This window comes from Methylobacillus pratensis (assembly GCF_054072455.1).
Genome location: NZ_JBSUSR010000006.1, coordinates 200,310 through 221,748, shown reverse-complemented (window position 1 = coordinate 221,748; position 21,439 = coordinate 200,310). Strand labels below are relative to the sequence as shown.

At 57.3% G+C, this 21,439-nt stretch carries 22 protein-coding genes, 1 tRNA gene and 1 pseudogene; 8 read left to right on the top strand and 16 right to left on the bottom strand.

Translation table 11 applies throughout. From position 1 onward, the window contains the following. Positions 1–323: hypothetical protein (locus ACW4YW_RS13310; RefSeq protein ID WP_457137996.1), on the top strand; the 323-nt coding region annotated here is incomplete at its 5' end. Here the strand turns inward: ACW4YW_RS13310 and ACW4YW_RS13305 are convergent. From ACW4YW_RS13305 to ACW4YW_RS13255, 11 genes are all read right to left on the bottom strand, one after another. Next, positions 294–370 (bottom strand) — tRNA-Met (locus tag ACW4YW_RS13305). The two genes, ACW4YW_RS13310 and ACW4YW_RS13305, sit on opposite strands and share 30 nt — an antisense overlap. A 162-nt stretch (positions 371–532) precedes the next feature. Continuing rightward, a complete protein-coding gene (kdsB, locus tag ACW4YW_RS13300) occupies positions 533–1,306 on the bottom strand; it encodes a 3-deoxy-manno-octulosonate cytidylyltransferase (protein WP_457137995.1) in 774 nt (257 codons plus the stop codon). Beyond that, positions 1,306–1,488, bottom strand: a complete 183-nt coding sequence (locus ACW4YW_RS13295; RefSeq protein ID WP_457137994.1) for a Trm112 family protein — start codon at positions 1,486–1,488, stop codon at positions 1,306–1,308. Before ACW4YW_RS13295 ends, kdsB begins: the two co-directional genes overlap by 1 nt. A gap of 3 nt (positions 1,489–1,491) precedes the next feature. Continuing rightward, positions 1,492–2,499, bottom strand: a complete 1,008-nt coding sequence (lpxK, locus tag ACW4YW_RS13290; protein WP_457137993.1) for a tetraacyldisaccharide 4'-kinase — start codon at positions 2,497–2,499, stop codon at positions 1,492–1,494. 24 nt (positions 2,500–2,523) lie between these two features. Next, positions 2,524–4,275 (bottom strand): lipid A export permease/ATP-binding protein MsbA, encoded by a 1,752-nt coding sequence (gene msbA / locus ACW4YW_RS13285; RefSeq protein WP_457137992.1) that lies wholly within the window; start codon positions 4,273–4,275, stop codon positions 2,524–2,526. A gap of 18 nt (positions 4,276–4,293) precedes the next feature. Then, a complete protein-coding gene (locus tag ACW4YW_RS13280) occupies positions 4,294–4,716 on the bottom strand; it encodes an ExbD/TolR family protein (protein ID WP_457137991.1) in 423 nt (140 codons plus the stop codon). Then, complete coding sequence (locus ACW4YW_RS13275) at positions 4,713–5,327, bottom strand: MotA/TolQ/ExbB proton channel family protein (RefSeq protein ID WP_457137990.1); 615 nt, start codon at positions 5,325–5,327, stop codon at positions 4,713–4,715. The genes ACW4YW_RS13280 and ACW4YW_RS13275 overlap by 4 nt, the downstream gene beginning before the upstream one ends. Positions 5,328–5,364: 37 nt before the next feature. Next, positions 5,365–7,773 (bottom strand): DNA internalization-related competence protein ComEC/Rec2, encoded by a 2,409-nt coding sequence (locus ACW4YW_RS13270; RefSeq protein ID WP_457137989.1) that lies wholly within the window; start codon positions 7,771–7,773, stop codon positions 5,365–5,367. 14 nt (positions 7,774–7,787) lie between these two features. Then, entirely contained in the window at positions 7,788–8,465 is a 678-nt protein-coding gene (gene lolD, locus ACW4YW_RS13265) for a lipoprotein-releasing ABC transporter ATP-binding protein LolD (RefSeq protein ID WP_457137988.1), read from the bottom strand. Beyond that, positions 8,458–9,723, bottom strand: a complete 1,266-nt coding sequence (locus tag ACW4YW_RS13260) for a lipoprotein-releasing ABC transporter permease subunit (RefSeq protein WP_457137987.1) — start codon at positions 9,721–9,723, stop codon at positions 8,458–8,460. The genes lolD and ACW4YW_RS13260 overlap by 8 nt, the downstream gene beginning before the upstream one ends. A 105-nt stretch (positions 9,724–9,828) precedes the next feature. After that, positions 9,829–10,596, bottom strand: a complete 768-nt coding sequence (locus tag ACW4YW_RS13255) for a PEP-CTERM sorting domain-containing protein (protein ID WP_457137986.1) — start codon at positions 10,594–10,596, stop codon at positions 9,829–9,831. A 293-nt stretch (positions 10,597–10,889) separates the two neighbouring features. Here ACW4YW_RS13255 and ACW4YW_RS13250 point away from each other — a divergent pair, with 293 nt between their 5' ends. From ACW4YW_RS13250 to ACW4YW_RS13220, 7 genes are read left to right on the top strand one after another with little or no spacing between them, the layout of a single operon-like run. After that, a complete protein-coding gene (locus ACW4YW_RS13250; protein ID WP_457137985.1) occupies positions 10,890–11,489 on the top strand; it encodes a riboflavin synthase in 600 nt (199 codons plus the stop codon). A 35-nt stretch (positions 11,490–11,524) separates the two neighbouring features. Next, positions 11,525–12,610 (top strand): bifunctional 3,4-dihydroxy-2-butanone-4-phosphate synthase/GTP cyclohydrolase II, encoded by a 1,086-nt coding sequence (gene ribBA / locus ACW4YW_RS13245; RefSeq protein WP_457137984.1) that lies wholly within the window; start codon positions 11,525–11,527, stop codon positions 12,608–12,610. A 51-nt stretch (positions 12,611–12,661) separates the two neighbouring features. Then, entirely contained in the window at positions 12,662–13,231 is a 570-nt protein-coding gene (locus tag ACW4YW_RS13240; protein WP_457137983.1) for a YqgE/AlgH family protein, read from the top strand. Beyond that, positions 13,224–13,664, top strand: coding sequence for a Holliday junction resolvase RuvX (gene ruvX / locus ACW4YW_RS13235; RefSeq protein ID WP_457137982.1), 441 nt, complete (start codon positions 13,224–13,226; stop codon positions 13,662–13,664). Before ACW4YW_RS13240 ends, ruvX begins: the two co-directional genes overlap by 8 nt. Continuing rightward, positions 13,661–14,185 carry a bifunctional pyr operon transcriptional regulator/uracil phosphoribosyltransferase PyrR gene (gene pyrR, locus ACW4YW_RS13230; protein ID WP_457137981.1) on the top strand — a complete coding sequence of 175 codons (525 nt, stop codon included), beginning with the start codon at positions 13,661–13,663 and terminating at the stop codon, positions 14,183–14,185. Before ruvX ends, pyrR begins: the two co-directional genes overlap by 4 nt. Further along, positions 14,185–15,138, top strand: a complete 954-nt coding sequence (locus tag ACW4YW_RS13225; RefSeq protein WP_457137980.1) for an aspartate carbamoyltransferase catalytic subunit — start codon at positions 14,185–14,187, stop codon at positions 15,136–15,138. The genes pyrR and ACW4YW_RS13225 overlap by 1 nt, the downstream gene beginning before the upstream one ends. Beyond that, entirely contained in the window at positions 15,135–16,409 is a 1,275-nt protein-coding gene (locus ACW4YW_RS13220) for a dihydroorotase (protein ID WP_457137979.1), read from the top strand. Before ACW4YW_RS13225 ends, ACW4YW_RS13220 begins: the two co-directional genes overlap by 4 nt. Positions 16,410–16,465: 56 nt before the next feature. Here the strand turns inward: ACW4YW_RS13220 and ACW4YW_RS13215 are convergent, their stop codons facing one another. The 5 genes and pseudogenes from ACW4YW_RS13215 to ACW4YW_RS13195 form a co-directional block, all read right to left on the bottom strand. After that, positions 16,466–17,917, bottom strand: coding sequence for an acetamidase/formamidase family protein (locus ACW4YW_RS13215; protein ID WP_457137978.1), 1,452 nt, complete (start codon positions 17,915–17,917; stop codon positions 16,466–16,468). Positions 17,918–18,074: 157 nt separating this feature from the next. Then, positions 18,075–18,281, bottom strand: a pseudogene (locus tag ACW4YW_RS13210) (TerC family protein); the annotation flags it as partial. Positions 18,282–18,614: 333 nt separating this feature from the next. Then, positions 18,615–19,421 carry a hypothetical protein gene (locus ACW4YW_RS13205; RefSeq protein WP_457137977.1) on the bottom strand — a complete coding sequence of 269 codons (807 nt, stop codon included), beginning with the start codon at positions 19,419–19,421 and terminating at the stop codon, positions 18,615–18,617. A 51-nt stretch (positions 19,422–19,472) separates the two neighbouring features. Next, positions 19,473–20,234, bottom strand: a complete 762-nt coding sequence (locus tag ACW4YW_RS13200) for a TerC family protein (protein ID WP_457137976.1) — start codon at positions 20,232–20,234, stop codon at positions 19,473–19,475. A 56-nt stretch (positions 20,235–20,290) separates the two neighbouring features. After that, positions 20,291–21,427, bottom strand: a complete 1,137-nt coding sequence (locus tag ACW4YW_RS13195; protein WP_457137975.1) for a PilT/PilU family type 4a pilus ATPase — start codon at positions 21,425–21,427, stop codon at positions 20,291–20,293. Positions 21,428–21,439 lie beyond the last annotated feature (12 nt).

Sequence of the window (21,439 nt, the reverse complement as noted above, 5' to 3'; positions counted from 1 at the left end):
TCGGATACATATTTAACTATGTATCTTTTGCACTCACCTACAAGCACCCACACTTATCGGTTGTTCGTTTTGTTAAAGAGCAGGTTACTTCTTTTTACTCGCCGCCAATTCGTTTCGAATTCAGCGAAAGGGCGCATTATACAGACCTTTCAAACCAGGTCAAGCTAGTTTCGAAATTTATTTACTCAATCAATTTCGCTACCACCTTCTCCGCACCACCTCACTTCAGCGAGCCGCGCATTTTACAGATCAGGATTTATATGTCAACACCAATTTGTAAAACTTGCTTTGTTTGGTTGCGGGGACAGGATTCGAACCTGTGACCTTCGGGTTATGAGCCCGACGAGCTGCCAGACTGCTCCACCCCGCGACCGATGTCGCCGCAACCCATTTCGTTAGATTCGTGTTGCGTCGAGAGGTGAAACTATAGCAAACCCAAAACTTCAATGTCAACGTATTTTTGAGGATTCACTGTGGGACATTTGAGTGCCGAACGCCGTTCTTTCTTGCAATCAATCGCTTAGCATCAAAATCACAGCAGCTTATTTTCGTTGCTGATCACGACAGAGCGTACGTAAGCAAGGTCAGCTTCTGTATCCACGCCACTCGCCGGCGCTTTTTCTGTGATTTCGACACTGATTTTGTATCCGTGCCAAAGCACACGCAATTGTTCCAGCGATTCAAAATGCTCAATCGCGGAAGGCGCCAGCGCTGCATATGCTTGCAAGAATCCGGCGCGGTACGCATAAATACCTATATGTCGGTAGATAGGCATATCCGCAGGAATATCCTGGTTGGCGGCAAAAGCATCCCTGGGGTAAGGAATGGGAGCACGGCTGAAATAGAGTGCGTGCCCTTGTTGATCGAGGACGACTTTGACAATGTTGGGGTTCAGGATGGATGGCGTGTCATGCAGGGCATGGCACGCAGTTGCCATGGAGGCTTCAGCGTGGGTGGCGAGGTTGCCAGCGACTTCCCCGATCAATAGCGGATCAATCAGCGGTTCGTCCCCCTGCACATTGACGACAATCGTGTCATCGCTCCAGCCGCGCTGCTGCACCACTTCGGCAATTCGATCCGTACCGGACACATGATCCGCCCTGGTCATGACCACCTCATAACCATAACCCGACACGGCCTCTTGAATGCGCTCATGATCTGTTGCAACGACGACTTCGGTCGCGCCGCTTGCGAGAGACTGTTCGATGACCCGCACAACCATCGGCTTGCCGGCAATATCAAGCAACGGTTTGCCTGGCAATCGGCTGCTGGCATAGCGAGCCGGGATCACCACCTTGAACGACATTACTTAACCTCTTCTTCGGCTGGCAGCTTACGCGCTTCATCCTCCAGCATGACAGGAATGCCGTCCTGTATGGGGTAACCCAGTCGGCAAGGCTTGCAGATCAGCTCCTGCTCGGCTTTTTTGTAATGCAGAGGCCCCTTGCAAATCGGGCATACCAGGATTTCAAGCAGTTTCGCATCCATCGATCAAATTTCCTTTTCTATAAGTCGCGTCAGGCGCGCTAGTATTTTTTCTGCAAGCGCACGGTCTATCTCGGCGGTGATGGGCATGAACCACCAGTTCTCCCTTGCAAACGCGGTGCACTTGACCGCATCTTTTTCCGTCATGAGGACGATGTCATCCTTGGCAAACTGGAAATCATCCTCGCTATAGGCATGATGATCCGGGAAAGGGTGCGCTTCAACGATCAGGCCCATTTGTTCCAGCTGACCGAAGAACCGCTGCGGATTGCCGATCCCCGCTACGGCATGCACGTGTTTGCCGATGAGTTCGGTCAACGCCATGCGCTCCTCGGGAGAGTTGAGCTTGCGGAGATCATCCGGCATAAGATGCATGAGATAACCGCCGGCAGCAGGCGGCCCGCTATTGAAGACGACCGCATCCACACCCTCGAGGCGCGCGCTAGATTCCCTCAGCGGCCCCGCAGGCAACAACTGCCCGTTACCGAATATGCGCTCGCCATCGATGATGACGATTTCCATGTCGCGCTCGAGCGCATAATGCTGCAGGCCATCGTCGCTAATGATGAGGTTGCACTCCGGATAATCCCTCAGCAAGTGACGTGCGGCCCGGGTGCGCTTACGGCCAACATATAAAGGCAGGCCGGTCCGTTGAACCAGCAAGACGGGCTCGTCACCCACCTCCTGGGGCAGGCTGTCTTTCGTGACCTGATGGGTATGGATCAACTTGCCGCCGTATCCGCGGCTGATGATGCCGGGATACCAGCCGTTTTGCCGCAACTGCTGTACCAGCCAGATGACAAAGGGCGTCTTGCCCGTACCGCCGACATTGATATTGCCGACGATGATGACGGGGACCGGCAATTTCAGGGATTTGAGCAAGCGAAACCGGTAAGCCAGCCTGCGCAATGCGGTCAAGATGCAGAAAAGCCAAGAAAACGGCCGGAGAACAAGTTGCCAGCCGGTACGTTGGTACCACTGGCGCTCCAGCCATCGGCTGAATGACTGGCCCATTGTCAACAACTCCTAGTGGGACTATTAATGAAATTGTTTCTGGTAAAGCTTGGCGTAATGCCCGCCCAAAGCCAACAACTCTTCATGACTTCCCCCTTCGATAATCTGCCCTTGCTCCATCACCAGGATACGATCCGCGTTTTCTATGGTCGACAGCCTGTGGGCAATCACAATTGAGGTTCGGTTCTGCATTAGTTCGTCCAGCGCCGCCTGCACATGACGCTCGGATTCGGTATCCAGTGCGGATGTCGCTTCATCCAGCAACAGGATAGGAGCATTCTTGAGAATCGCACGCGCAATAGCCAGGCGCTGACGCTGGCCGCCGGAAAGGCGCACGCCGCGATCGCCGATTTCGCTCTGCAGGCCGTTGGGCAATTGCTGGATAAAATCCCAGGCGTGCGCCGCCTTGGCGGCAGCGATCACTTCCTCCTCGCTGGCATTGCGCAACACGCCGTAGGCGATATTGTTGAATACGGTATCGTTGAAGAGGATGACATCCTGGCTGACCAGTGAAAATTGCTGGCGCAGGCTTTTCAGGCTCATCTTGCGAATATCGATACCGTCGATCAGCACACGGCCCTGTTGCGCCTCATAGAAACGTGGCAGGAGGTTGACTAGAGTGGTCTTGCCGCCGCCGGAACGGCCGACCAAGGCGACTTTCTCGCCCGGCTTGACCGTGAAATTGAGATCAAGCAAGGCCGGACGTTTTGCGGAAGGATATTGCAATGTCACATTCTCGAACACAATGCCGCCCTTGGCACGGCCAACTTCCTCGCCGCCTTCATCGACTTCCGGAACGCTGTCGATCAGCTCGAACACGCTATGCGCGGCTGCCAAGCCTACCTGCAATTCTTCATTCAGGCTGGTCAGTGTCTTGACCGGCCCGATCAGCATCAGCAGGGCGCCGATGAAAGCGGCAAATTCGCCGGCACTGAATTTGCCCACGGCATAAAACACCACCAAGGCCAAAGCCACGCCTGCCAGCAACTCGACCACCATGCTGTTCATGCCGGAAAAACGCGCCAGGCGGATTTGCATATGGCGGTTCTTGCCCGCGACTTTGGCGAAACGCTGATATTCGTAGTCGCCGCCGCCAAAGATTTTTACCATACGCTGGCCGGAAACGGCTTCTTCGACCGCCTGGGTCATTTCCCCCATAGTTTGCTGCACTGCCTTGCCCGAGCTGCGCAACCTTGGCGTCATGCTCTTGAGGTACCATGCCATGGCCGGGGCCACGACGGCAAAAATCAGGGTGAGCTGCCAATCAAGGTAGAGCATGTAGCCCACCATGCCGATAATGGTCAGCGTATCACGCACGGCGCTCATGGCAACCTTGGTCGCGGCACCCGCCATCTGCTCGGTATCGTAGGTCAGCTTGGAAGTCACCACGCCGGCCGAAACAGCGTCAAAGAAACTCACCGGCAGGCTCATCAAGCGGCGGAACGTGTCCTGGCGCAGATTCTCCACCACGCGCCTGGCCACCCAGCGCATGGCAAAATTGGAGATAAACCCTGCCAATGCGCGGATTGCCAGCAATCCAAACAACATGAATGGCAGCAGGTGCAGCTTGTTCGAATCCTGGTTGACGAAACCTTCGTCGGTGACCAGCTTGATGGTGGCGAGGAATCCGGTATTGGTCGCGGAGAAAGTCACCAGCGCGATGATGCTGATCAGGAATACCAGCCAGTAGCGCGCTGCATATTTGAGAAGGCGCAGGTATAGAACCCGCGCACTTTGCACGGAGGCGTCAGCCTTCCCAAGTGCATTTTTGGACATGATAAATACTTTTTAAATTCAAGAACCAGAACGTGCTTGTGTTGCAAAGGTGATCTGGCTGTACCCTGCCTGGCGCGATGCTTCCATCACATTGACCACCGATTGGTGGCTGCTCTTGGCATCGGCACTGATGATGATGGTGGGGTCCTTGCCGTCGCCGACAGCCTTTTTCAAGGCATCCGCGATACCAGCCACGGAAGCGTCTGCCACATCCTTGTTATTGATGACGTAGTGGCCTGACTCATCGACCCCGACATTGATGACCAATGGCTTGTCCTGCGGGTTTTCCGCCTCGGCGGTCGGCAGATTGATCTGCAGTTCCGTGACGCGAGAGAAGGTCGCGCTCACCACCAGGAAGATGATGATCACCAGCAACACGTCGATCAAGGGCACGAGATTCATTTCCAGATCTTCGTGCTTTTTACCTCGTTGGAAATTCATTCCTTGCGCTCACCATGGATGATTTCGACCAGCTTGACTGCTTCCTGCTCCATCTCGACGATGAAGCCGTCAATCTTGCCACGGAAATATCGGTAGAAAATCATGGCCGGCACGGCCACCACGATACCGCCAGCGGTATTGTAGAGCGCGACGGAAATGCCGCGGGCGAACTGCGCGACGTCATGGCCAGTTGCGGTAAAGGCGCCAAACAGTTCCACCATCCCGATCACCGTACCGAGCAGGCCAAGCAACGGCGCTACCGTCGCAATCGTCCCCAGGGTGGTCAGGTACTTTTCCAGCCTGTGCGCCACGGCACGACCCGACTCCTCCACCGCCTCCTTCATCACTTCGCGCGGCGCACCCATATTCTTCAGCGCGCTCGCGAACACGGTGCCCAGCATGGAATGCTTCTCCAGCCTGGACAGGGCTTCCGCCGTCACGCCAGCACGGCCCTGCCCCAGCCAGTTCTGCACTTCCGGCAGCAAGGCCTTGGGGACAATCTGCTGTTCGCGCAAGGCGATCAGGCGTTCGATGATAATGGCTACTGCGACGATTGAAGCAAAGATCAGCGGCCAGATCGGCCATCCTGCCGCTTTAATGATTTCCCACACAAATTGCCCCTAAGATGTTCTGTAAAGTGGCGTTACTTTATCGCGCGTTGCCGGTTTCAGCAAGGGAAGGCGATGTAAAACCAGCAGGCCAGTTGTACCAGTAGCGCTGTGATTTTTCCCGCCAGCGGGTGATGGCAATCCCGCGATGCTGCTCGAAATCCAGCAGCACCGCACCATCATGGTCGGAGCGGTACAGGCTGGCTCCGGCGGCTGCATACCTTGCCATGACATCATGCCGGGGATGGCGGAAGCGGTTACGGTAGCCTGCAGTGAAAATCACGGCTTGCGGCTTGACTGCCGCTACAAACTCTGGCGTGGAAGAAGTGCGGCTGCCATGGTGCGGCGCCACCAGCACATCCGCAGCAATGCCTTGCCCTGCCGCATCCAGCAAGTCGGCCTCGGCGGAGCGCTCAATGTCTCCCGGCAGCAACAATGTCCCGGCGGCACTGCGGATATGCAGTACGCAACTGCGGTTGTTGGTTTTGACTCCGGCAGGCAAGTTGGCTGCATTGGCGGGATACAGCATTTCAAAATCGACGCCGTCCCAGCGCCACTTCTGCCCGGCCCGGCATGGCGAATGCTGAAGCTGCCCCAGTTCTGGCTTTTCCTGCGGCAGCGAGCTGAGCACCCAGTCGACCGGCATGGCGGCAATTACCGAGCCCATGCCTCCGGTATGATCGAGGTCGTCGTGGCTCACAACCAAGCCGTTAAGGCGCTTGACTCCCATGCCGTTGAGGTAGGGCACGATTACCCGGTTGCCGCTGTCGCTTTCACTGGAGAATCTCGGACCGGTGTCATACAGCAACACATGGTGCTGGGTATTGACCACGACAGCCAGCCCTTGCCCCACGTCCAGCACGGCAACCCGCATGTCTCCCGGCGCAGGCACAGGAGGCATCCCGAGGAACAACGGCAATATGCCGGCCAACCCCAGCCATCGCAACGGCACCCCTCGCGGCAGCAACAGGCAGGCAACGCCAGCCACGGCCAACATCATAGCGGAGACCGATGGTATGTGCTGCTGCCATACCGCCGAAGGCAATTCGCTCAGCCACAGCAAAAGCGCCATGGCAAGCTGCATGATCCAGTGTGCAAGCCACAACAAGGAGTCCAGCGGCAGGAAACTGCCTAGCAAGGTCAACGGCACAATCACTAGGCTGACCAGCGGGATGGCAAACGCATTGGCAAGCGGGGAAATCAGGGACACTTGCCCGAACAGCATGAGCAAGACCGGCATCAAGCCTATGGTCACGGCCCATTGCGTCAATATGGCATCCCGCAGCCAGTGCGGCTTTTGCAGGCGTCCGCCCAGCGCATAGGCCATCACCGCCACCGCGCCGAATGAAAGCCAGAACCCGGTGGCAAGCACGGCCCAGGGATCGATCCATATAACGACCAGCAAGGAAAGTAGCAAGACCCTGCCGATAGATACCCGCCGGCCCGACCAGAATGCCAATGCAATGACCGACAGCATATATAAGGTACGCTGTGTCGGGATGGAAAACCCTGCCACCAGCGAATATGCCACCGCCGTCACCACTCCCGCGACCAGCCCGGCCTTGCGTGCGGGCCAGCGCAGCGTCCAGTACGGCACCCGCCGCCAGATGCCGAACACCAGCGCATACACCATCCCCGACAACATGGTGATGTGCAGGCCGGAGATGCTGACAAGATGGATGATGCCGGTGCGGCGGAATACCTGCCAGTCCTGCTGGCTGATGGCGTCATCCTCGCCGATTGCCAATGCCTTCAACACGCCGGCATAAGGCCGACCCTGCAACACATCCGCCATGCGCCGGCTGACCGACTCCCGCACCACGTCCACCCAGTAAGCAGGCCTGTGCACCCGCGCGTCCAGGCGCACAGCGGCAGGCAACTGCCGTACGTAACCGCTAGCGCGGATGTTGCGTTCCAGCATCCATAGCTCGAAATCATATCCATACGGATTGGAGGTGCTGTGTGGTCGTTTCAGCCGCACCGTCAATTGCCAGCGCTCCCCTGCATGGAAACGCGGCATATCGGCATTCTGCGTCTTGGGTGCAGTATTTTCCAGCGAAAACCCGCCTGCATACTGGATCAAGGAAATTCGACTAGGTACGACCGCCCCCGGCGTCTGGACCTGCTCGACGTCGAAATCAAAGCGTTCGCCGCGATCATGCATACCGGGAAGGCTTGCCACCACGCCGACGATGGCAATATCGCGCCCCTCCCACTCGGGAGGCAGCTCATCCGCCATCCGGCCATGGGCCAGCCATGCCGCCCAGCAGAAGCCGAACGCCAACCCCAGCACCGCCAAGAGCATGTGACAGATAACCGGCTGCGTACGGAAGCAATAGAAGAGAAGAATCAAGGGAATCAGGCCCCATCCCCAGGACAGGGATGGAAGCCACGGCAACTGCTGCAATACCCAGGCACCGGCTACAAATGTCAGTGCGAACGCGGGCATCTTCAGTCACCTAGTCAGATGGCGTGCAACCTGCCATCTTGAAGACGATATTGCCGCTGCATGCGCGCAGCCAGCTCAAGATCGTGGGTGACGACGACCAGGCCCACGCCCTGCTCGCGGTTCAATGCAAGCAAAAGGTCAAACACGCCCTCGGCAGTATGCCGGTCGAGGTTGCCGGTAGGTTCATCGGCGAGCACGCAGCGCGGACTGGTCACCAATGCCCGCGCCACGGCGGCACGCTGCCGCTCGCCGCCGGAAAGCTCGCCCGGCATGTGCTCCAGCCTGTGGCCCAGCCCGACCTTCACCAGCACATCCCTTGCCTGCTCCAATGCCTCATCCCGCCGCAGGCGCCGGATCATCAATGGCAGCGCCACATTCTCCAGGGCGGTGAATTCCGGCAACAGGTGGTGGAACTGGTAGACGAAGCCCAACGCCTGGTTGCGCAACTCTCCCCGCTCGGCTTCGCTCAATGCCGCCAGCGGCTTGCCCATTACCTGCACACTGCCGGCGCTTGGCTCATCCAGGCCGCCAAGCAAGTGCAGCAAGGTGCTTTTGCCGGAACCTGAAGTGCCGACAATGGCGATCTGCTCCCCGGCATCCACTTGCAGGCTGATGCCGTTGAGCACCGCGACATCGAGGCCGGTATAGGTTTTCTGCAAGTCAACGCATTGCAGGATAGTGGGATTACTCATAACGCAACGCCTCCGCCGGGTTGACCCTGGCAGCGCGCCAGCTTGGGTAAAGCGTCGCCAGCAGGCTCAGCACGAAAGACAAGACCACGATCACCGTCACATCGGACCATAGCAGCCTGGATGGCAGGTCGCTGATATAGTACACATCCTTGGCTAGGAACTGCACCCCGAGCATGCGCTCGATAAATGGCACGATCGTATCGATATTGAGGGCGATCAATACGCCGAAGAACGCGCCGACCACTGTCCCGATCACGCCGATCAGCGCGCCCTGCACGATAAATATCTGCATGATGCTGCTTGGGCTGGCGCCGAAGGTGCGCATGATGGCGATGTCTGCGCGCTTGTCGGTGACCGCCATCACCAGGGTGGAGACGATATTAAAGGCGGCAACCGCGACAATCAGGGCTAGGATGATGAACATCACGCGCTTTTCCATCTGGATGGCGCGGAAGAAATTCGCATGCTGCTGCGTCCAGTCGCTAATATAGTAGTTGCCGGTCCCCATCAAGCGCTCCCCCAGCTGCCGGGCGACGGCGGGAGCGTTAAACAGGTCATCCAGCTTGAGGCGCACGCCGGAGACGTTCTCGCCCATGCGATACAGCTTGGCCGCATCGTCGAGATGGATCAGCGCCAATCCGGAGTCGTATTCGAACATGCCGATCTCGAACAGGCCGACCACCTTGAACTGCTTGATGCGCGGCACCACGCCGGTCGGCGTGAACTGGCCCTGCGGCGCCATCAATACGACCTTGTCGCCCAGCACCACGCCCAGGGACTGGGCCAGCTCGGAGCCCAGCACCACGCCGAACTCTCCCGGCTTGAGATTGCTTAACTGTCCCGCCCGCATATGGCTGCCCAGCTCCGCCACCTTGTCCTCGGCATCGGGCAGCACCCCACGAATGATCGCGCCTTGCACGGCCTGTCCGAACGAGAGCATGCCCTGCGCCATGACGTATGGCGCTGCGGCCTGCACATGGGGAGCAACGTCCACCTTTTGCTCCAGACCGCGCCAATCCTCCAGCACGTTGTTCGGGCCGGTGATCTGCAAGTGGGAGGCCACGCCGAGAATGCGGCTGCGCAACTCCTCCTGAAATCCGTTCATAACCGAGAGCACCACGATCAAGGCCGCCACGCCCAGCCCGATGCCGACCATGCTGGTGAGTGAAATAAAGGAAATGAAGTGATTACGTCTTTTTGCCCGCGTATAGCGCAAGCCGACAAAAAGCTCGAAGGGAAGTTGTCTGAAAAATGCCATGCCGCATTCTAGCGTGAAAGGGACTCAAGTACAGCATTGAGCATGATTGACCAATAAAAAAGCCCTTCCATTATCGGAAGGGCTTTTGTTGATGCCTAGTGCTGTTTAGAAGCGGATGGTATTGGCACGGCGACGGCGTGCAACGAACGCCACCACGCCCATGCCAAGCAGCAACATGCCGTATGTCGCTGGCTCAGGCACTGCCGCGACTGCGGTGAACACAACCAGATCCTGGTAGTTCTTGTTCTTCAGGTAGGTCAGGCTGTAGTCACCGGTAGCCAGCACGCTGTCGTCGGTGACGCCAGCAAGCCAAGTCTTGGCGAGTGAAATCGCTGCCTTGGATTCCGCATCATAGCTGCTGAACCACAAGAAGCCGTTCCATACCGGATCAGCCTCGAACTTGCCTTTGTCCAAGTTAAGGTTATTCGACTTTTCGCTGACGATTTCCCATACAGCGACCTGGAAGGCAGCAGAAGAAATCGCGTCATCGACAAAGGAATAATACTTGTTGGCCAGGTTGGTCAGGTTGCTTTCTACAGTGGAGCTGAAAGTGCCTTCGGTATAGGTCGCGGACTTGCCGAATGCCCTGAAGTTCTGGGTCAGCTCAACGCAGAACGCGGCAAAAGAATCGCCATTGCTCCAGGTACCGGAATACGCACCTGCTGCAACATCGCCCGATGCACCGCCCCACCAGCCGAACAAGCCTGAGCCCTTGAGGTTGACGTTTACATCAACCACGTCCTTCTTGCTGGAAAACTCGTAGCCGGTGAGCGTAGCTTCAATACCGGCAGATGGTGTTGCAAATGCAGCCTGACTGATAATGGATGCACCAATCAGCAGTGCGCTTACAATCGTCCCCTTGAAATTCAACATTCTTACATCCCCTTCTCTAATATTTTTACTGCGCCGTAATCGACAAACAGTCTTCTTGAAAATGGATACGGACTTATTTGTCTCGCTTGATACTGGAGCGCAGTATACGGATGATTTCATTTTTTGCATTTAGTACGTCTGGACTAATTAGTACCATCGGACTAATCTCTGGCTCATCAAAATAAGTAGTTAATTTTATTGAGACTTTACAAGTCGAAATCAACGCATGGGAAGCGTTTAGCTTCCGAACAAAATTCCGCCAATACCGCGCGTGCGTCTGCTAGAATTGATCTATGTTTACCGGCATTATTCAGGCCCAAGGCCATATCAAGACCATCATCCCCCACGGCGACGATGCCAGGCTCGTTATCGATACAGGCAGCCTCGACCTGCAGGATGTCGCGATTGGCGACAGCATCGCGGTCAATGGCGTATGCCTGACCGTCGTCACATTGGGGACGGACACGTTCGAGGCGGATGTTTCCAAGGAAACCCTGTCATGCACGGTCGGGTTGGACACGCTGCGCGAGGTCAACCTGGAAAAAGCCTTGCGGCTTTCCGACCGCCTCGGCGGCCACCTGGTCAGCGGGCACGTGGACGGCGTAGGCCAGGTCATCCGCTTTGAACCGGTCGGCGAGAGCATGCTGCTAGCCGTCAGGGCACCGAATCTATTGTCGCGCTATATTGCGGTGAAGGGCTCCATTACGATTGACGGCGTCAGCCTGACTGTCAACCATGTAGATGGCGACGACTTCAACGTCAACCTCATCCCGCACACGGTTGAAGTCACGACCTTGAAAGGCCTGGGCGTGGGCAGCCGCGTCAATCTCGAAGTAGACCTGATTGCCCGTTATGTGGACCGCATGACGCAATGGAGCGACATTCCAGCCTGAACTTTCCGCATCAGCATTTACCCTTTACATAGATCATGATCAGCCCAACCATAGAAATCATTGAAGAAATGCGCCAAGGGCGCATGGTGATCCTCGTTGACGAAGAGGACCGCGAAAACGAGGGCGACCTGGTGCTCGCCGCCCAGTTCACCACTGCCGAACATATCAACTTCATGGCGAAGCATGGCCGCGGACTGATCTGCCTCACCTTGACCGAAGAGCGCTGCAGGCAGCTTAACCTGCCTGCGATGGTGCAGAAGAACGGCAGCGGCATGGGCACCAACTTTACCGTCTCCATCGAGGCTGCCACGGGCGTGACCACGGGCATCTCCGCCAGTGACCGCGCCAGGACGATACAGGCAGCTGTAGCCCCGAATGCGAAACCAGCCGACATCGTCAGCCCCGGCCACATATTCCCGGTGGCGGCGCAGAACGGCGGCGTGCTGGTACGCGCCGGACATACCGAGGCGGGATGCGACCTGTCCGCACTCGCCGGGCTCACGCCTGCGTCCGTCATCTGCGAGATCCTCAAGGAGGATGGCAGCATGGCCAGGCTGCCGGACCTGATTGAATTCGCCAAGCAGCACAAGCTCAAGATCGGCACCATCGCCGACCTGATCCAATACCGCAACGAGAACGAGTGCCTGGTCAAGCGCGCCGCAGAACGTGAAGTCACTACGCCGTACGGCCCGATGCGCCTGATTGCCTATGCCGACATGATCGCAAAGGAAACCCACCTGGCGCTGGTCAAGGGCGAGATCACTCCCGATAAGGAAGTCCTGGTACGCGTTCATGAGCCGCTTTCCGTGTTTGACCTCATCGACGAAAGTAGCCGCTCACATTCGTGGAACACCTTGCAGGCAATGCGCAAGATCCAGGAGGCCGAAGCTGGCGTCGTTGTGTTGCTGCACAATGGCGAAAATGCGGAAGACCTGGTGGAACGCATCAAGTTTGCCGACGAGCCGGTGCGCCTCCGCCAGGACCTGCGCAACTACGGCATAGGCTCGCAAATCCTGCTGGATCTCGGCGTGAAGAAAATGAAGCTATTGGCCGCGCCGCGCAAGATGCCGAGCATTGTCGGTTTCGGCCTGGAAATTACCGGCTACGTCGAGACGCCCTGACCGGCTGATGCGAGCCATGATGTGAGAATCGTTATGTGAGATAATAGCAGCGTGGAAAATGTTAATCTCACTGGTCAGTTTCTGGTTGCCATGCCCGCCATGACCGACCCCTATTTTGCAAAGTCGGTGACTTTCATCTGCGAACACAATGCCGATGGCGCCATGGGCATTGTCATCAACCGTCCCATCGATATGAAGCTGCAGGCCCTGTTCAAGCAATTGAACCTGCCGCTTTCTAGCGATCTTACAGATCGGCCGGTATATTTCGGCGGCCCGGTACAGCTGGATCGCGGCTTTGTCCTGCACCAACCGCTGGAAGACTGGGACTCCACCCTCAGCATCGACGGCGATACCGGCCTCACCACCTCCAAGGACATCCTGCAAGCCGTTGCCGAAGGCCATATCCCCGACCAGTTCCTGGTCAGTCTCGGCTATGCCGGCTGGTCGGCAGGCCAACTGGAACAGGAGCTTGGGCAGAATGCCTGGCTGACGGTAGAGGCGACGCCCGCACAACGCAACCACTTGTTGTTCGGCCTGCCTGCAGAAGAAAAGGTACAAGCCACCATGGCGTTGTTGGGGCTTGATTTCGCCCGCTTCGCGGAGGAAGCCGGGCATGCCTGAGCCGGCTGTCGGCCAGCAGGGCTGCGTGCTCGGATTCGACTTCGGCGAGAAACGCATCGGCGTGGCAATAGGCGAACACCTGCTCGGTATCGCCCATCCGCTCGCGACCATCGATGCCGAAGCCAACGACAAACGCTTCGCCACCATTGCCAGCCTGATCGAGGAGTGGCAGCCAGTAAGCTTAGTCGTGGGCCTACCAAGCTACCTCAATGGCGACGAACACGCGCTAACCCAGCTATGCCGCAAGTTTGCACGCCGCCTCGAAGGCCGCTTCAGCTTGCCCGTGACGCTGGTCGACGAGCGCTTGAGCTCAGCAGAGGCCAGCCAGGCGCTCAAGCAAAGCGGCATCAGCGGGCGCAAGCAAAAGCCAATGCTGGACCAGGTCGCTGCGCAACATATACTGCAATCCTATTTTGACGGACTTGCCTCATGATATCGAACACCCAACTGCCCGATGCAGAAGCCCTGCTCCTGACGCTGGAGCAGAAACTCGCCCCATTCATCCAGCCGAAAACCGCCATCGTCGGCATCCACAGCGGCGGCGCATGGATTGCGGAACGGCTTTTCCCCCGGCTGCAAGCATCCCATCCAGACTGTTCGCTGGAACTGGGCATGCTCGACAGCTCATTCTATCGGGACGACTACAACCAGCGCGGCCTGCATGCGGATACGCGGCCATCGCAAATCCCGTTCGACGTCGAAGAGCGCCACATCATCCTGATCGACGACGTGTTCTACACCGGGCGCACCATCCGCGCCGCCATGAACGAGCTGTTCGACTACGGCAGGCCCGCCAGCATCAGCCTGGCCGTGCTGGTGGACCGCGGCGGCCGCGAGCTGCCGATCTGCCCGCAGGTTGCCGCGCTGCAACTCGATATCCCCATCGACCAGAAACTGCAATTATCCCGCGATGAACACCATCAACTCCAATTCAGCCTGGAGGCCAGTGCCTGATGCATAACCCTCAATTGACCAAGGACGGCAAGCTCAAGCACCTGCTTACGACAGAAGGCCTGCCCCGCGCCATCCTCAACCAGATACTGGATACCGCCGAGTCCTTCGTCGGCGTGGCCGAGCGCGAGGTCAAAAAAGTGCCGTTGCTGCGCGGCAAGACCGTGTGCAATATTTTCTTCGAGAACAGCACTCGCACACGGACGACATTCGAAATCGCCGCCAAGCGCCTTTCCGCGGACGTCATCACGCTGAATGTGGGCACTTCCTCGCAATCCAAGGGCGAAACCATCCTCGACACCATCGACAACCTGACCGCCATGCATGCCGACATGTTCGTCGTGCGCCATGCGGAATCCGGCGCCGCCCATTTCATTGCCCGGCATGTCGCCCCGCATATCCATGTCATCAATGCCGGCGACGGCCGCCATGCCCATCCGACCCAGGGCTTGCTCGACGTATTCACCATCCGCCGCTACAAGCCGGACATGCACAATCTGCGCGTGGCCGTGATCGGCGACGTGCTGCATTCCCGCGTGGCGCGCTCCGAAATCCATGCGCTCACTACGTTGGGCGTGCCCGAGGTCCGCGTCATCGCGCCCAAGACGCTGCTGCCGCAACACGTGGAAAAACTAGGCGTGCAGGTTCACCATGACATGCGCGAAGGCCTGAAAGGCGTGGACGTCGTCATGATGCTGCGTTTGCAGAACGAACGCATGAATGGCGCGCTGCTGCCCAGCGCGCAGGAATACTTCAAGTGTTACGGGCTCACGCCAGAGAAACTTGCCCTCGCCAAGCCGGATGCCATCGTCATGCACCCGGGCCCGATGAACCGCGGTGTGGAAATCGATTCCGCAGTGGCCGATGGCAAGCAATCCGTGATCCTTCCCCAGGTTACCTACGGTATTGCGGTACGCATGGCCGTCATGAGCATCCTCGCAGGAAATTCCGAATGAACATTCATATCAAGCAGGGGCGGCTGATCGACCCAAGACACCATGTCGATGCGGTACAAGACCTTTACGTCAGCAATGGCAGGATTGCGGGCATAGGCAACGCGCCAGCAGACTTCAAGCCAGACCAGGTGATCGATGCCGACGGGTTGATTGTCTGCCCGGGGCTGGTGGACGTCTCGGTCCGCCTGCGCGAGCCCGGAAACGAATACAAGGCGTCGCTGAAGAGCGAACTCCATGCCGCAGTGGCCGGCGGCGTCACCAGCCTGGCCTGCCCGCCGGATACCGACCCGGTGCTCGACGAATCCGGCCTGGTCGAAATGCTCAAGCACCGCGCCAAGCAACTGCATTTGAGCAATGTCTATCCCCTGGGCGCGCTTACCCGCCAACTGGCCGGCAAGCAGCTCACGGAAATGAGCGAACTCACCGAGGCAGGCTGCGTCGGCTTTTCCCAGGCGGACGCGCCTATTGTCGATACGCTGGTGCTATGGCGCGCCCTGCAATATGCCGCTACATTCGGCTTTACCGTCTGGCTGCGCCCGCAGGAGCCCTACCTGGCGCAAGGCGGCGTCGCGCATGACGGGGAAGTTGCCGCACGCCTGGGCCTCAAGACCATCCCCGTGGCCGCGGAAACCCTGGCGCTCGCCACCATCCTGCACATCGTCCGTGAAACCGGGGCCAAGGTGCACCTATGCCGGCTTTCCAGCGCCGAAGGCGTCGCCATGGTGCGTGAGGCCAAGCAGCGAGGCCTGCAGATTAGTTGTGACGTCAGCGCCAACCACCTGCATCTCAACGAACATGACATCGGCTTCTTCGACGCCAACTGCCACTTGCGGCCGCCATTGCGCAGCCAGCGCGACCGCGATGCCCTGCGCCAAGGCCTGGCCGACGGCACTATCGACCTCGCATGCTCGGACCATGCACCGGTAGATGACGACGCCAAGCTGGTACCGTTTGGCGAAGCAGAGGCAGGCGCGACCGGCTTGGAGCTACTGCTGCCGCTGACGCTGAAATGGGCCGAAGAACAGAAGGTTGCCCTGGTCGAGGCATTGGCGCGCATTACCAGCGCGCCAGCTACCACCCTGGGGATCAGCCAAGGCCACCTGGGGTTGGGCGCCCAGGCCGATGTCTGCATCTTCGACCCTCAGCAGTACTGGAAAATCGAAGCGGCAAACCTGCTGAGCCAGGGGAAGAACACGCCCTTTGACGGCCTGGAGCTGGCGGGCAAGGTGCGCTATACGCTGGTCAACGGCGAGATTGCCTACAAAGGCTAGCATAGTAGGAACCCTGCTAAAGCAGGGCTCCCGTATGGCTGCTTCAATACGCCGGGTCAAGCATCACGTGCCGGGAAAATGCCTTTCTTTACAACGGCATGCACGCCCCAGTTGCCATCAACGACCTGGGTGACGCCGAAATCGACCCCGATCGACATCAGTGAAACCGCCTCATCCTCGCTCAAATGCTGGGTATGCATGAGGAAATGCCGCATCTTGCGGAATGCGTCCCTGAGCGCCAAGTCCAACGAGGATTTGCTGAAAATGCTGTTCTGCGCATCTGCGCCAAGCTCGGCAAGATAGTTGGCATAACTGAAGCCATGCAATACCCACTCGTCCTGGGTTTCCAGCAACGGATATTGCAAATCCGCCAGCGCGGTGCCTGCAAGATCGGCCTTCTTGTGCAGGATGAACTGGAATGTGCCGGTCAACGAGCACTCGATCGCCGTACCGCACATTTCAGAATCGCCTTGCGAGGCATGCGGGTCGCCCACCGAGAACATGCCTCCCGGCACCGACACCGGGTAATACATGGTTGCCCCCTTGCCGATGCGCCAGTTGTCGATATTGCCGCCGGTGTAGCTGGGCGGGATGGAATTGACCATATCGGCTTCCTTGGGCGCCAATCCCATGGTGCCGAAATGCGGGCGTACCGGAACGCGGATATTTTTCAGCACGTCGTAATTCTTGCTGATGGTGCTGTGATCCACAGGCACGCCTGGATAATCGACAATCGGGTGCACCACGCCGAAAGGATCAGTCTGCGGCGTCCAGCGATAGTTATAGAATGCCCGGGCCCAGTTGCGCTCACCCGTGGCATCCAGCTCGTAAATCGTCACCACTTCGCGCTTCTTGGGTTCCTCTATCAGGTCGTTATAGTGAAACCCCCAGTTGGCGGCGACATTGGAACCGAAAGTCTTGCCCTTGAATTCAGGGTTGGCGCTCGGGCGTAAGGCTACATCAACAATCCGCACCTCCAGCACGTCTCCCGGCTGCGCCCCCTTGATCGCAACCGGTCCGGTACAGATATGTACGCCCAGGCCACCGCCGGCTCCCAGTTTGTGATCCATCGGACCTATGCCGCGCCGGTCAACATTCTTGTGCTTGCTATCCCAATAAAACACACTCTCGGCGCCAGGATCGCCTTTGATCATGAGCGATGCATCGTCATTAGAATGGTGGGTCAGGGTTTCCATGGTGGCAAAGTCACCCGACTCAAGCTCCGCGACGGGTTTCAGGGATTTACTGAAAAACCCCCAATTGACGGTTTTATCGCTGGCAGGAATATAGTAATGGGTGGCATGTCCCGAGGAGGCTCCGGCCTTGGGCATGGTCTGGCCAAAAGCACTAGAGCTGATACCCAGGCTTGCCGCAGAGGCTAGCACGCCTCCAACGGCAAAATCGCGCATAAAATCGCGCCGGCCTTCCTGAAACTCTTGCTGGATTTCCGGGTTATCCGCTGCATGTGAATGATGACGGCACCCTTGCTGACAGACATGCTCACTCATTTAGTAACTCCCATGATATTGAAAAGGTCATTAGGAACCAAAGCAATATAAATACCAAATGAGTGGATGTATAAAATTACATATTAATCATTAGGATAGTGTTAAACACTTCGACTTACTCACATCCCTACGCACCATTATCTAATACCGTGCACTATCGTGGTACATACACATCGAAACCTTCCACCATCAGTGTCACGCCAACCAAGATCAGGAAGGACAGGGCGAGAATCTTGATCGTGGGATGCTCGTCGACAAACTCGCCTATGGACTTGGCGGCAAACAGCATAACGCTCACAGCGATAATAATAGCGGTTGCCATGATGCCGACATGGTCGGCCAAGCCGACGGCAGTAATGACGGAGCAGCGTACCCGCGGCCAGCCCGGGCATCAGCCAAGGGCATCTGGGCCTGGATGCGCAGGCAGACATCTGCATTTTCGACCCGCAGCAATATTGGAAAGTGGAAGCTTCAAATTTACTGAGTCAAGGCAAGAATACGCGCCCTTCAACGGACTGGAATTAGCCGGTAGGGCTCGATACAACTTGGTCAATGGTCAAATATCCTATATGCACAAGTAGAACAAAGCCAGCCTTGCAAATTGCAGGGCTGGCTTTCATAACAATAAAAACAAACTAGAACGCACGTGCCGGGAATATGCTTTTTTCACCTCAACATACACGCCCAGTTGCCTCTACTACTTATTTTTTTGTCTATGAAAATTATTTGAGTTTAGCCCAAGCTTAGGCACTAAAGCCTTGACCTGAGTGCGACCAACAATCCAGACCAATAGTAAAACAACCATTATTACCAAGGGATCTGTAATCATACGAATAACCCCAGACACCCAAGGGTGCGCTGCCATAGCAGCCTCACGCTCTGAGCGCTCTGCATACCTTGCCTTCAAGGCGTTGTACTCATCCTCATTCCGTGTGCGCTCGAACGAGTGCCACAGTTCCCGAGGGTATAGCGAAGTGTACTCCCTGCGGTGCTGACCTACGTCCCACGAGGAGTCCACATCAGTATTCGCTGTCTTAGAAGTTGCTGCCTCCCACAGGTCGCGCGTAAGACCGCCTGCCGCAGCACCTGCGGATACAAGAGCACTAGGGCGCGCATCTTTCGCTACCTGCTTTTGCTCCATAAGTGCTTTAGATTGCTGATTCATTAGATCAGCGGGTGAGATACCGGAAGGCTGAGGTACTACCCCAGAGCGCACGCCCTCTAGGATAGCTTGGGCTGTACTCTGCTGAATCAAGGCACGTCTTTGCATTTCGGTTAGAGGTACTCCGTTCTTATCGAGTGCCTCTGGAATAATTACTTTTTCTGAAAAATAATTACCCTCTTGAGGAAGCTCAATCGATGAGTTCTGTTCCAAAGCAGGCTCAGCCATTGTGTATCTATAAAACACACTCATTAATATCATTATTATCGTACCTACCAGCTTCACCCCTTTTGCAATATATCTTGGGCAAAGAAAAGTTTTTCTGTTAACCAACACTATCAAGTCCTCCCTATTTGATTAATGTTTTGATCCATTACGACTCAATTACCAATATTAACCATCTGATTGCATCGGCCTCTTGCGCAACTTCACTGGCTTTCTCGTAGCCACGCGCTTACGCATGCGGATATTGAGCATTTCGACCGCCACCGAGAACGCCATGGCAAAATAGATGTAGCCTTTAGGCACATGCACATCGAAACCTTCCACCATCAGTGTCACGCCAACCAAGATCAGGAAGGAAAGGGCGAGAATCTTGATGGTGGGATGGTTGTCGACGAAATCGCCTATCGACTTCGCGGCAAACAGCATCACGCCGACCGCAATGATGATGGCCGTCGCCATGATGCCGACATGGTCGGCAAGCCCGACCGCGGTAATCACGGAATCCAGTGAAAAAACGATATCCAGCACCGCGATCTGCACCAGTACCATGCCCATGCTGTTGACCGTGACATTGCCGTCCCCATGGCCGTCCACGCCTTCGAGGCTGTTATGGATTTCGTGGGTGGCCTTGGCAAGGAGGAACAAGCCGCCGCCGATCAGGATCAAGTCGCGGCCTGAGATCTCCACGCCTGCGATCTCGAACCAGGGCTTGGTCAGCCCCATGACCCAGGAAATGGAAAACAGCAGCGCCAGTCGCGCGATCATTGCCAGGCTGAGCCCGAGCCGCCTGGCGGTATTGCGCTGCTTTTCCGGCAGACGGCCGACCAGGATGGAAATGAAGATGATGTTGTCTATGCCGAGGACGATTTCCAGGGCGGTCAACGTTGCGAGTGCAATCCAGGCTTCGGGGCTTGCCAACCATTCCAGCATATCAAGCTTTCAGAAAAGAAATTGTGAATTGCCAGCAAACGCGCTGGCATGGCAGGTCACACTATACCGAGATTATCCAGTCCTGCGGAGAGGTCCCGGTCTTTCGCATCCTTGCCCTCCAGCTTGATCCTGAGCCTGAGGTCGTTGACCGAATCCGCATTGCGCAAGGCATCCTCATAGGTGATAAGGCCGGCCTCGTGCAGGTCGAACAGCGACTGGTCGAATGTCTGCATGCCCAGCTCGCGCGACTTGGCGATGATGTCCTTGATCTCGTGCACATCCCCCTTGAAGATCAGGTCGGAAATCAGGGGCGAGTTGATCATGATTTCCATGGCCGCTACCCGTCCCGTGCCGTCTTTACGCGCGATCAGGCGTTGGGAGACAAAAGCCTTCACGTTGAGCGACAGATCCATGAGCAACTGGTGCCGCCGCTCCTCGGGGAAGAAGTTGATGATGCGGTCCAGCGCCTGGTTGGTGCTGTTGGCATGCAAGGTCGCCATGCATAGGTGCCCGGTCTCGGCGAAGGCAATCGCGTAATCCATGGTTTCGCGGTCGCGGATCTCGCCGATCAGGATTACGTCGGGCGCCTGGCGCAAGGTGTTCTTGAGCGCGGTATGCCAATTGTCGGTATCGACGCCGATCTCGCGCTGGCTGATGATGCAGTTCTTGTGCTCGTGCACGAACTCGATCGGGTCTTCGATGGTAATGATGTGGCCGTGGCTGTTTTCATTGCGGTAACCGACCATCGCGGCCAGCGATGTGGACTTGCCCGAACCGGTGCCGCCGACGAAGATCACCAGCCCGCGCTTGGACTGCGCCACGTCCTTGAGCACTTCAGGCAGCCCCAGCTCCTCGAGGCGCGGAATCTTGGTGGTGATGGTGCGGAACACCAGCCCGACGCTGCCGCGCTGCACGAAGGCATTGACGCGGAAACGCGCCACGCCGGGCATGCCGATCGCGAAGTTGCACTCTCGCGTCGCCTCGAATTCCGCAGCCTGCTTGTCGTTCATGATCGCACGCGCGATCTCGCGCGCCTGTTGCGGCGTTAACGCCTGCTGCGTCACTGGCGTCATTTTTCCGTCGATCTTCATCGCGGGCGGATAGGCGGCCGTAATGAAAAGGTCGGATGCCTTCTTGCCCAACATCAACCGCAACAGGTCGAATACAAACTTCTCCGCTTGCCCCTGATCCATGCTATTCCTTAC